This window comes from Actinosynnema sp. NPDC059335 (assembly GCF_042752395.1).
In the GTDB taxonomy this organism is placed as follows: Bacteria; Actinomycetota; Actinomycetes; order Mycobacteriales; family Pseudonocardiaceae; genus Actinosynnema.
Genome location: NZ_JBHYXZ010000011.1, coordinates 86,323 through 95,342, shown reverse-complemented (window position 1 = coordinate 95,342; position 9,020 = coordinate 86,323). Strand labels below are relative to the sequence as shown.

The window sequence follows — 9,020 nt, the reverse complement described above, 5'->3', positions numbered from 1 at the left end:
CGCCGCGCTGCGCCCCGCCGCGCCCCCCCCGCGCCGGCGGGGGGGCGCCCCCCCCCCCCGCCGGCGCCCCCGCACGGGAACGCGACGATGAAGACCCGGTAGCGTCCGTGGGGGGCTCCCACGTCGGCTGCTCGTAGGCCACACCACCGCGCGTCATACCCGAGGTCGGCCAGGTCGCCGAGAACAGCTCCGAGTGCCCGCAGAGGGACACCTTCGTCGTCTCCCACACACCACGCGCAGGGTTCCAACTCGCTATGTGCCGGGGCACTGCACAGTCCTCTCACGTTCTCGATCACGACCATCGGGGGGTTCAGCGCGTCGATGGCGCGGGCCATCTGGATCCACAGCCCGGAGCGAGTCCCGGCGTGCAGGCCGGCGCGCCGGCCTGCGGACGACACGTCGGTGCACGGGAAGCCGCCAGCGAGCACGTCCACCGGTTCGACCTGCGACCAGTCGACCGTCGATACGTCGCCGAGGTTGGGCACGTCGGGGTAGCGGTGCGCCAAGAGCGCGTTCGCACCGGGGTCGATGTCGGATACCCAGGCGAGCCGGCCACCGAGCACGGCGTGCACCGCTTGGTCCAGGCCGCCGTAGCCGGTGAAGAGGCTGCCGACGGTGATCATGCGAGGTGCTCCGGGTGGTAGGGCTGCAGGGGCTGGTCGGCTTTGACGTACAGCGGGTGCTTCGGCAGGCCGTCCTTGGTGACGTCGAGGCACAACGGCTCGACGCCGTGCTCCGCGAGCAGCCGCATGACCTTGCGGTCGCGGTCGTGGAGCCGGCCCGGTACGCCCCAGGCGACGATGACGCGGTCGACGTGGGCGAGGCTGTCGACGAGGAGTTCGTCGTTGCTGTTGCCGACGGGGTGGGGGTGGTAGAGCAGTTCGTTGGGGTTGGTGGCGCGGAACCCGAAGAGGTTGCACACGACGAGCCCACCGGCACCTTCGCGCTTGGCGAAGCCGATGCAGCGGGTGATGGTGGGGTCGGGCACGAAGGCGTCGGCGGTGCTGGGGTTGAGCATGATGAACATCAGCGGCGGCGCGCTGGTGTCCCAGGTGCGGGTGAGGCGGTAGCGGTAGAGGCGGCGGCTGTCGAACGTCGCAGTGGACGTCTCGAAGAGGTTGCCGTCCTGGTCGGTGACGAGACGTTCGCTCACGCGATCCTCACCTCGCTCCACCCTTCGGTGTCCAGCGACCACTGGTCCCGGTTGATCGCGTCGTACATGGCCAGCACGACGTCGTCGGGCACGCGGCGCGCGTAGCCGCAGGCGCACGGGCGTTGGTCGCGGCGGTTGTTGCGCCGGAGCACGGTGCTCGGGCGCGGCAGCACCAGAACCGCGGTAGTAGTGGCGTGGTACTCGGCGGCGAGCACGAGCAACGCGCGTCGGTCGGCGGGGTCGGCGTTGGTGGCGTCCCACAGCACGGTGCAGCCTGCGGCGAGTGCGCTGCGGGCGGTGCTGAAGGCGAGTTCGACGGCGTGCGCGCGCAGGATCGGATCCTGGTTGCTGGAGCAGCCGCACCAGGACAGCAGGCGGCGGTTGTCGTCGAGGCTGACGACCTGGGCGTGCGGGTAGAGGTGGCGTTCGCTGGTCTTGCCCGCACCCGGCGGTCCGATGAGGGCGACGAGTGCGGCGGTCATGCTCGCACCGCCGGGTAGTCGTCGTGGGTGCGGCCGTCGAGCATCCGGCCGGCGCGCTTCTTGCCGACGCGCCACACGCCCTGCCACGAGCCGAGCGGGTCGATCTGGCTGGCGTCGGCGGTGCGGCCGGTGGCCTCGTCCACGTACAGGTCGGCGTACAGGTCGCCCTGCTCGGGTCGTTGCCAGGTCCACTCGCCGCGCTGCTTGAAGAAGAACGCCACGCCGGCTGCGGCGCACTGGTCGCGCAGCGCGCGGGCCCACGTCGGGTGCATCGGGCGGGCACCGGGCCCGGACTCGCCGCCCGCGATGACCCAGTCGATGTAGTAGTCGCCGAGGCGGCGGGCGGCGGCGCGCACATGCTGGGCGAGCAGGCGCTTCTGCGCGGTGTCGTGCAGGTGCTGCGGGGTCCAGGCGGTGGTGGTGTGCGGGGCGAGGTGGCGGGTGAGGTCGAGCGGCCCGAGCAGTGGTTCGGCGGACACGAACCGCACGGCGGCGGGGGTGCGGCGCAGGTCGCTGATGCGGCGGTCGCCGTGCAGCTGGTCCTCGGCGGACACGCCGAGCCACACGTTGGGCAGCGGCCAGGTGACGTCGCCGCAGCCGGGCGCGAGGCGGGCGCGGTGGTCGTCGACGTGGGTGAGGAACTCGCGGTCGCCGAGCAGGTGCCGCATGCGTGGGCTGCGCTTGGTCAGGATTTGGAAGGTGTGCTGGCCGGCGAGCTGCATGATGGCGAAGGTGCGGGCGATGAAGTCGTCGCTCACGAGCGGGTGGAACAGGTCGCTCATCGAGTTGACGAACACGCGCCGCGGCTGCCGCCAGTGCAGTGGCTGGTTGAGGACGTCGGGGTGCATGGTGACGGCGAAGCCGGGCCCGCTGCTGCGCGGGTTGCCGTCTCGCTGGTACTTGTCGGAGCCCATGGCCTTGAGCCGCTTGGCCATGGCGAGCGCGTAGCAGCCGCCGGTGTCGTCACCGTCCCAGCGGGGCTGGCCGCAGCCGGCGGACGTCTTGTCGCAGCCGGTGACGGGGTTCCAGGTGGTCTCGGTCCACTCGATGGCGCTGTTGCTACTCATCGCGGCCTGCCGTGCTGCTGACGAACACGCCGGTGGCGGTGCGCAGGTCCGGCGTGTCGCCCGGCTCGGGGTCGGGCAGGTCGCACGGGTAGACGCCGATGCTGGGCTCGACGCCGTCGCTCATCTCGTCGGACCAGCTCGCGGGGATGATGATCCCGCGGTAGCGCCATCCGATCTGGATGTGTACGGGCATCCGCTGGTGGGCCACGAACACCTCGATGGTGCCGCCGTGGCGGGCGGCGATCGCGGCGAACTTGGCCATCTCGGCTGCGGAGAAGTCGACGCGCGGGGTGCGCGGGCCGCGGTGCTCGGACGGCGTGACGTGGACCTCGCCGAGCACGCCGAACGCGGTGCGGTGGGGGAAGTCGGACAGCTTGCCCTGCTCGAACGACTGCTTGAACCCGTTGCCGAACAGGTCCGGGTCTTCCTGGATGACGACCAGGTCGCCGTCGCGGCTGATCTCGGTGACGTGGGTCTCGCGGTTGTCCTTGGTGAGCAGCTTCTTCAGCGACACCTTGAGGGCGTGGCAGTACTGGATCGGGAACGCGGTCGGCGGGAGGGTGCCGCCGGCTTCGGTCCAGGCGTGGCCGACGGAGATGCCGTTGATGGAGGTGCCGACGAGCACGTTGGTCTTGCCGGGGTCGGATCCCTCTTCGACGCGGTCGGAGTGGAACAGGATCCCGGCGTAGCCGGCGACGCCCTGCTCGGGGGCGGCGGTGGGGATGAGGTCGTCGAGTAGGGCGAGGAAGTCGGCGGTGATGATGCGGACGCTCATGCTTGTTCTCCGGGTTCGTGAGGGATCGCGGCGCGGACGGCGGCGCGGGTGGTGGCTTCGAGGTCGGAGAGCTGATCGGCGACGGCGGCGCGGATGCGGTCGGCGGCCTCCGCGGTGCCGGGCTCGACGGGCTGCGGGACGGTGCCGGACAGGTGGTCGGGCCAGTCGCCGATCGGCACCTGGTCGCCGCTCATCAGGCGCCGGTCCCGGCGGCGCGCTGCTGGAGGTAGCGGCGCATGTCGTCGGCGGTCGCCGCGCCCGCGTCCACCCCGGTGGTCTCGGAGAAGTGCAGCTCGACCGCCTGCGTGTCCCACGACTCCGGGGCGGTGGCGAGGATCTGCTGCCACAGCTGGTCTTCGTCGAGCTGGTCGAGCGCGGCCTGCTCCTCCAACTGCCGGAAGTGCTGACCTCGGTCCGCGAACGCCTGCTTCAACGTGGGCGTGAGCGTCATCCCGGCCGCGCCTGCCCGGTTCCACAGCTCCTGCACGTCGGCCAGCGACTTCGCGGCGGCGAGCGCGACGATCAGATTGTCGTCGTCCTGCGGCACGGCCGGAGCGGCGGGCAGCGCGGCCACCGTGGGCTGCGCCGCGCCGATCGCGGCCGGGGCCGTGGTGCCGCCGAGCAGCGCGGCCGGGGTGATGTCCACCTCCAGCACAGGCGTCATCCACTGCATGGTCTTGCCGTTGCGCTTGGCGGTGCGGGCCTCCAGCGACAGCCACCCGGACACGTACGCGCCGGCGCGCGCGAGGAACTCGGCGGACTCGGGCAGCTCGACGGCGGCGTAGTAGCCGTGGGATTCCAGCCGCCACACGCCCAGTCCTTCGACGTCCTTCAGCACGACGTTGAGCCGGGTGGTGGGCTTGCACTGCCGTCGGGTCGGGTCCGGGTCGCACAGGCACGGCTTCTCGGTGAGCACCTCGCGCTGGCCGTCGCAACGTCGGGCGCAGCCGCCGCCGGACCACAGCTCGTACCACTGGGTGATGGGCTGCGGCGGGACGAGGATCGGCAGGCGGGTGGCGGTGGTGACGACCTCGAAGGCGTCGGCGCCGCCGCCCTGCGGGGACCAGGGCTTGACCTCGCCGCCGTAGAGCGCGGCGACCTTCTCCAGCAGTTCGCGGGAGGCGCTGGTGAGGCGGAACCGGTCGAGCTTCGCCGGGCGCGTGCCGCCCTTGGCGGTGGGCACGACCTGGCCGATGCGGATGCGGCCCAGCTCACGGGACCGCTTCTGCAAGTCGAGGATGGGCATCAGGCGACCTCGCTGACGGGTGTAGGGGCGGGGTACTCGTAGGGCTCGCCAATCGCGGTCTTCGCCAGCGCCGTGGCGGAGTAGGCGACATCGCGGGCGTGGAGGAACCAGGCGTAGACGTCGTCGCTGGTGTTGACCGGAGCGAGGGCGTAGCCGCAGGCGGGGTAGTGGTCGGGGCGCAGGTGCAGCACGACGGCATGCTCGGCGCGGGGCGGTTCGACCTCGGTGCCGTCGCGCAGCCAGCCGACCGTGCCGCGCCGGTACGCGGACAGCTGCATGGCGGTCTCGGGGTAGGTGGGCCGCTTGCGGTCGCGGTCCGGCTTGCCGGTCTTGGTGTCGCCGCACACCAGCACGCGCCCGAGGTCGGGCAGGGTGAGCCACGCCCACCAGTCGCAGGTGCCGGCCCACCGGTCGGCGGGGTTGGCGACGACCAGCTCGCTGGCTTCCCACTCGGGGTGCCAGTCGGCGACGAACCGACGGAACGCGGCCAGGAACGGGGCCTGCTCGTCGGTCGGTTCGGGCCAGGGCTTGCCGACGATGTCGGCGTGGATGGCACTGTGGATGGCGGTGCCGAGTTCGGCGGCGTCGTCGCGGATGCGGTTCGCGGCTCCGCGCAGGTGGTCGTACGCCTCGACGCGGGCGGCGTCGGTGCGGGCGCGGGCGAGCATGGGCACCGAGGCGAGTGCTTCGCGGGCGACTTCGTTGGCGGCCCAGTAGGGCAGGCCGTCCTTGGGGACGGCTTTGTTGAGGATGGTGGTGACGGAGAGGAAGCGGCCGTAGGGGGTGACGTAGTAGCCGCGGTTGTTGCGGTACGGGGCGACGTCGATCTTCTTCGGGGCGCTCACGTTTCCTCGTCCTCCTCGGCGTCGTTGCCACGTCCTTCCATCTGCTGGATGACTTCGTCGCAGGCGGACCGCAGGCCCTTGACACCGTCGATGTCGAGCAGCGTCGCCACGCGGCGGATGATCGACTGCACGCCGCCACGGTCATCCGAGACGGACGCCCAGTGCAGGGCCAAGAGCGCGAGGCCGGTGTCGGGCATCTGGTAGCCGTACGGCCAGAACGTCAGCTCGACCGACTCCTTGGCAGAGCGGATCTGGTCGATGTTGTTGCTGCGCTCGGTCCAATGAGGGTTCACGGGGATGTGGGTCATGGCGTACCCGCCGCAGTGCTCTTCGCCGTGCAGGACTTGCAGCGCGGCATGTCGGTGGGCGCGACGGTCGGCTCGTCCACCTCCGGAACGGACACCTGGTACTCGCGCTCGCACTCGGTCAGGTACAGCGGGATCGCGCCCATCGAGCCGTACTGGACTAGGGCGTGCGCGCGGGTCCAGCCCGGAAGCGTGAACCAGCCGTTCGCGAGGTCCGGCGCGGTCATCGGGCTGCCGCCTCGGTGGCCACGGGCAGCGGCTTCAACGGCCAGTGCGGATCGACCGTCACCTTCGCGATCCGCTCCGGCGACGCTGTCGGCGCCGGACCGCAAGCGCACACGTTCCGCGAGTCGTCCAACGCGTCGCAGCGAGCCCGGTGCTCGTGCGCGTCCCAGTACTCGCGGTCGGCGGGCGTGGTGTCCTGGCTGCGGAAGTACCGCTCCAAGCCCTCCGCCCAGGTGCGGTACCACGCGCACTGCGAGCGCCACAGGTCGCGCAGACCCCGCCTGCCGACCTTGTTCTGGTACTTGTTCGCCAGCGCCTTCAGCAGCCGGCCGGCGGCCTCGGCGTCCGCCGCCGAGTTGTGCGCGTTCTCCAGCGACACGCCGTACAGCGCGCACAGGTCGGTCAGCTTCCGCTTGCCCTTGCGGTACCGATCCACCCCGCGGTCGATGACGTACGGGTCCAACACCGGACCGGCGAGCTTGAACTCCATCTCGTGGTGGCGTCGCAGCTCGCGGTCGACGACGGTGAGGTCGTAGGCGATGTTGAACCCGACGAGCGGCAGCGCGTCGCCCCACGCGACCTCGATGTCGTTGAGCACCAGCAGTGCGACCTCGTCAGCGGGCTGGCCGTGCTCACGGGCGTGCTCGGTGGTGATCCCGTGCACCGCGGTCGCCTCGGCGGGGATCTCGACGCCCGGGTCGGCGAGGTACGAGCGCGTGGAGACGATCTCGCCGGTATCGAGGTCGAGTTGGACGAAGTCCGCGGTGACGATCAGCGCCGTCTCCGGGTCCGGACCGGTGGTCTCCACGTCGAAGCACACGACGTGCTTGCGGTGCCAGTCGGGCCACGTCATCGGACACCCACCGGATACGGGATGCGGGCACCGACGATGCCGTGCCGCTCGGCTTGGTTCGCACAGCCGGTGGCACCCGACGAGCCGTCGCGGATGAACGCCCGGTAGGTGCGGTAGGGCCCGAGAGCGCACATGTCGCGGTTGCGGCGGTGCCCCGCGAGAGGGCAGTACTCGGTGCCGCGCCGGTTGACCCGGCGGTGGCCGGCGCGGCAGCCCGGGGTGCAGTTCTCCCAGTCGGCGGGGTGCGGTTCCTCGGCGACTTGGACGCCGTCGGCGCGCCGGGTCGTGATCCAGTCGGCGACGTGCTTGTCGGCACCGCGCGGGCAGGCGCCGTGGACGGCGACGAACGGCCCGTACTCGGCGAGCAGGTCGTCGCACTCGCGCCAGATGAGGGTCGGGTCGTCCCAGGTCTGGGATCCGGTGAACAGGATCCGGGGAAGCGTGGTCTTCGTCATGCGGCCACCGCCAGCACGGTAGGCACGGTGCACAGCTCGACCTGGACCACGGTGTCGTCGGCCGCGTCGTCCAGCGCACGGGCGAGGGCCGTGCGGTGGTGCGGCCAGCACGCGGACAGCGACCCGAACGGCTCGTCGACCGCGTCCCAGGTGACGGTGACCGGCGCGTCGGCCGTGCAGTCGTCGATGTCGCAGGCGTCGAGCCGGGTCACGGTGATCTCGGTGACCGTGACCATCGGCGAGTCGGTGAGGTCGGTGGCGAGCGCGGTCATGACGCGATCCGCATGCGCTCGGGCGCGTCGGCGCCCTTGGCGTACTCCAGCAGCGTGTTGGCGCTGATGAAGTACGCCTTGCCGGTGTTGCGGCTGGGCACGATCTTCTCGCGGCACAGGCGGCGCACCTGCGCCTCGGACATGCCGAGCATCGGTGCCGCCTCGGCGACCGAGTACATGAGCTTGGGCAGCCGGTCGGGCAGCGGCTCGATGGTGGACGCGTCGCGCTGCACGGGGATGGCGGTGGGGGTGTTCATGCGGCGGGCACCCCCGTCCGGGTGTCGGAGTCGGTGTCGGTGGTGGACGGCTTGTCGTCGTCACCGTCGCGCGGGCTCGGGACGAGCACCGAGTACGGGACGGCGAGGGCGGTGGCGATGGTCTTGATCACGCGCGGCGTGGGCTTGCGTCGGCCGCTCTCCAGGAGCGAGACGTAGGACTGGGTCCAGCCGAGTCGTTCGGCCAGCTCCGTCTGGGTTTGGCCGTCCCGTTCCCGCAGCGTGATCAGCTCCAGCCAGGGCGTCTGCTGTCGCTGTTCAGTGCACATGACAGCAGCGTATGTCATGAAGTGTCATGTCTGCAAGACGGAGCGGTCCCGCTGTTCGATCAGGTGTTTGACCTGCGTTAACCCGCCTGCCCCGAACCGCAACTGAACAGGGCCAGTCAGTAGGCACGTGTCATACGGGTAGGACATGATGTCGCCCATGACCACTGGGGAAGGCGACCCTAAGATTCCTTCGATCGAGCGACCATGGCCCTTGGGCGAGGTGCTGCGAACCGCCCGTAGGGCCCGAAAGCTGAGCATGCGCGAGGCAGCTGCCAAGGCTGGCTTCTCGGTGACCACGTGGTCGGCGATGGAGTCGGGCATGCGCAAAGTTGGCGGCGGCCAGACCCAACCTGCTCGTCCTGAAGTCGGCAACGTGATCGCCGCGGCCAAGGTCGTGGGCGTGGATCACAACGAGGCGCTGCACCTGCTCGACCCGGCGACCTACGACGCGCCGAACCGGCCGTCGCCGGCCGGCCGGCCGACTGTGTCGGAGCGGGAGTTGGCCCGGAAGGTCACCCGCCTCAGCCCGTGGCAGCGGTGGCTGGTCAACGGGGTGGTGGACGAGATGTTGCGCGCAGAGCCGGATCCCGACGAGCCTGCCGTGGACCTGATCTACCGAGGGCAGGAAGGTCAGCAGTCGACGGTGTACTTCGAGGTGAAGCACTCGACGGCGTACGGGGCTGTGTACGGGGGCGTGGACGACGAAGGCCGCGACTCCGGGGTGTCGCGGCCTGCCGGGGAAGAGACAAGCGAACCCATCCGCTAGCCGGTGGCGGCGCGCGTGGGCGGCGGGGGGAG

16 protein-coding genes are annotated in these 9,020 nt (G+C 71.0%); 1 reads left to right on the top strand and 15 read right to left on the bottom strand.

All coding sequences use genetic code 11. The annotated features are described in order from the left end of the window. The 15 genes from ACFXGA_RS05845 to ACFXGA_RS05775 all read right to left on the bottom strand — a co-directional run. The coding region (locus ACFXGA_RS05845; RefSeq protein WP_378084724.1) for a DNA cytosine methyltransferase at nt 1-623 on the bottom strand (623 nt) is incomplete at its 3' end. Beyond that, nucleotides 620-1,153 carry a DUF1643 domain-containing protein gene (locus ACFXGA_RS05840; protein ID WP_378084723.1) on the bottom strand — a complete coding sequence of 178 codons (534 nt, stop codon included), beginning with the start codon at nt 1,151-1,153 and terminating at the stop codon, nt 620-622. The genes ACFXGA_RS05845 and ACFXGA_RS05840, both read right to left, overlap by 4 nt. Beyond that, nucleotides 1,150-1,635 carry an AAA family ATPase gene (locus ACFXGA_RS05835; protein WP_378084722.1) on the bottom strand — a complete coding sequence of 162 codons (486 nt, stop codon included), beginning with the start codon at nt 1,633-1,635 and terminating at the stop codon, nt 1,150-1,152. Before ACFXGA_RS05835 ends, ACFXGA_RS05840 begins: the two co-directional genes overlap by 4 nt. Continuing rightward, nucleotides 1,632-2,702, bottom strand: coding sequence for a DUF5131 family protein (locus ACFXGA_RS05830; RefSeq protein ID WP_378084721.1), 1,071 nt, complete (start codon nt 2,700-2,702; stop codon nt 1,632-1,634). The genes ACFXGA_RS05835 and ACFXGA_RS05830 overlap by 4 nt, the downstream gene beginning before the upstream one ends. Further along, nucleotides 2,695-3,477 (bottom strand): hypothetical protein, encoded by a 783-nt coding sequence (locus ACFXGA_RS05825; protein ID WP_378084720.1) that lies wholly within the window; start codon nt 3,475-3,477, stop codon nt 2,695-2,697. Before ACFXGA_RS05825 ends, ACFXGA_RS05830 begins: the two co-directional genes overlap by 8 nt. Next, on the bottom strand, nt 3,474-3,671 hold the full coding sequence (locus tag ACFXGA_RS05820) for a hypothetical protein (protein ID WP_378084719.1): 198 nt from the start codon (nt 3,669-3,671) through the stop codon (nt 3,474-3,476). Before ACFXGA_RS05820 ends, ACFXGA_RS05825 begins: the two co-directional genes overlap by 4 nt. Continuing rightward, a complete protein-coding gene (locus ACFXGA_RS05815) occupies nt 3,671-4,723 on the bottom strand; it encodes a hypothetical protein (RefSeq protein WP_378084718.1) in 1,053 nt (350 codons plus the stop codon). The genes ACFXGA_RS05820 and ACFXGA_RS05815 overlap by 1 nt, the downstream gene beginning before the upstream one ends. Beyond that, the gene (locus ACFXGA_RS05810; RefSeq protein WP_378084717.1) at nt 4,723-5,568 is read right to left on the bottom strand and encodes a hypothetical protein; all 846 of its coding nucleotides are present in this window, start codon (nt 5,566-5,568) and stop codon (nt 4,723-4,725) included. Before ACFXGA_RS05810 ends, ACFXGA_RS05815 begins: the two co-directional genes overlap by 1 nt. Continuing rightward, nucleotides 5,565-5,876: a hypothetical protein gene (locus tag ACFXGA_RS05805; RefSeq protein WP_378084716.1), complete on the bottom strand. Its 312-nt coding sequence runs from the start codon at nt 5,874-5,876 to the stop codon at nt 5,565-5,567. The genes ACFXGA_RS05810 and ACFXGA_RS05805 overlap by 4 nt, the downstream gene beginning before the upstream one ends. After that, nucleotides 5,873-6,100 carry a hypothetical protein gene (locus ACFXGA_RS05800; protein WP_378084715.1) on the bottom strand — a complete coding sequence of 76 codons (228 nt, stop codon included), beginning with the start codon at nt 6,098-6,100 and terminating at the stop codon, nt 5,873-5,875. Before ACFXGA_RS05800 ends, ACFXGA_RS05805 begins: the two co-directional genes overlap by 4 nt. Continuing rightward, nucleotides 6,097-6,951 carry an exonuclease domain-containing protein gene (locus ACFXGA_RS05795; RefSeq protein WP_378084714.1) on the bottom strand — a complete coding sequence of 285 codons (855 nt, stop codon included), beginning with the start codon at nt 6,949-6,951 and terminating at the stop codon, nt 6,097-6,099. The genes ACFXGA_RS05800 and ACFXGA_RS05795 overlap by 4 nt, the downstream gene beginning before the upstream one ends. Next, nucleotides 6,948-7,406: a DUF2493 domain-containing protein gene (locus tag ACFXGA_RS05790; protein ID WP_378084713.1), complete on the bottom strand. Its 459-nt coding sequence runs from the start codon at nt 7,404-7,406 to the stop codon at nt 6,948-6,950. Before ACFXGA_RS05790 ends, ACFXGA_RS05795 begins: the two co-directional genes overlap by 4 nt. Next, nucleotides 7,403-7,678, bottom strand: coding sequence for a hypothetical protein (locus ACFXGA_RS05785; protein ID WP_378084712.1), 276 nt, complete (start codon nt 7,676-7,678; stop codon nt 7,403-7,405). The genes ACFXGA_RS05790 and ACFXGA_RS05785 overlap by 4 nt, the downstream gene beginning before the upstream one ends. Next, nucleotides 7,675-7,935 (bottom strand): helix-turn-helix domain-containing protein, encoded by a 261-nt coding sequence (locus ACFXGA_RS05780; protein WP_378084711.1) that lies wholly within the window; start codon nt 7,933-7,935, stop codon nt 7,675-7,677. Before ACFXGA_RS05780 ends, ACFXGA_RS05785 begins: the two co-directional genes overlap by 4 nt. Continuing rightward, a complete protein-coding gene (locus tag ACFXGA_RS05775) occupies nt 7,932-8,222 on the bottom strand; it encodes a helix-turn-helix domain-containing protein (RefSeq protein ID WP_378084710.1) in 291 nt (96 codons plus the stop codon). The genes ACFXGA_RS05780 and ACFXGA_RS05775 overlap by 4 nt, the downstream gene beginning before the upstream one ends. A 145-nt stretch (nt 8,223-8,367) precedes the next feature. Between ACFXGA_RS05775 and ACFXGA_RS05770 the strand changes: the two genes are divergently transcribed. Beyond that, nucleotides 8,368-8,988, top strand: coding sequence for a helix-turn-helix domain-containing protein (locus tag ACFXGA_RS05770; protein ID WP_378084709.1), 621 nt, complete (start codon nt 8,368-8,370; stop codon nt 8,986-8,988). Nucleotides 8,989-9,020: the final 32 nt, after the last annotated feature.

Bases quoted from the DNA above. Each gene is read 5' to 3' on its own strand.
- ACFXGA_RS05835 (WP_378084722.1), bottom strand. From the start codon at position 1,635: ATGACCGCCGCACTCGTCGCCCTCATCGGACCGCCGGGTGCGGGCAAG.
- ACFXGA_RS05830 (WP_378084721.1), bottom strand. From the start codon at position 2,702: ATGAGTAGCAACAGCGCCATCGAGTGGACCGAGACCACCTGGAACCCC.
- ACFXGA_RS05825 (WP_378084720.1), bottom strand. From the start codon at position 3,477: ATGAGCGTCCGCATCATCACCGCCGACTTCCTCGCCCTACTCGACGAC.
- ACFXGA_RS05820 (WP_378084719.1), bottom strand. From the start codon at position 3,671: ATGAGCGGCGACCAGGTGCCGATCGGCGACTGGCCCGACCACCTGTCC.
- ACFXGA_RS05815 (WP_378084718.1), bottom strand. From the start codon at position 4,723: ATGCCCATCCTCGACTTGCAGAAGCGGTCCCGTGAGCTGGGCCGCATC.
- ACFXGA_RS05805 (WP_378084716.1), bottom strand. From the start codon at position 5,876: ATGACCCACATCCCCGTGAACCCTCATTGGACCGAGCGCAGCAACAAC.
- ACFXGA_RS05800 (WP_378084715.1), bottom strand. From the start codon at position 6,100: ATGACCGCGCCGGACCTCGCGAACGGCTGGTTCACGCTTCCGGGCTGG.
- ACFXGA_RS05795 (WP_378084714.1), bottom strand. From the start codon at position 6,951: ATGACGTGGCCCGACTGGCACCGCAAGCACGTCGTGTGCTTCGACGTG.
- ACFXGA_RS05790 (WP_378084713.1), bottom strand. From the start codon at position 7,406: ATGACGAAGACCACGCTTCCCCGGATCCTGTTCACCGGATCCCAGACC.
- ACFXGA_RS05785 (WP_378084712.1), bottom strand. From the start codon at position 7,678: ATGACCGCGCTCGCCACCGACCTCACCGACTCGCCGATGGTCACGGTC.
- ACFXGA_RS05780 (WP_378084711.1), bottom strand. From the start codon at position 7,935: ATGAACACCCCCACCGCCATCCCCGTGCAGCGCGACGCGTCCACCATC.
- ACFXGA_RS05775 (WP_378084710.1), bottom strand. From the start codon at position 8,222: ATGTGCACTGAACAGCGACAGCAGACGCCCTGGCTGGAGCTGATCACG.
- ACFXGA_RS05770 (WP_378084709.1), top strand. From the start codon at position 8,368: ATGATGTCGCCCATGACCACTGGGGAAGGCGACCCTAAGATTCCTTCG.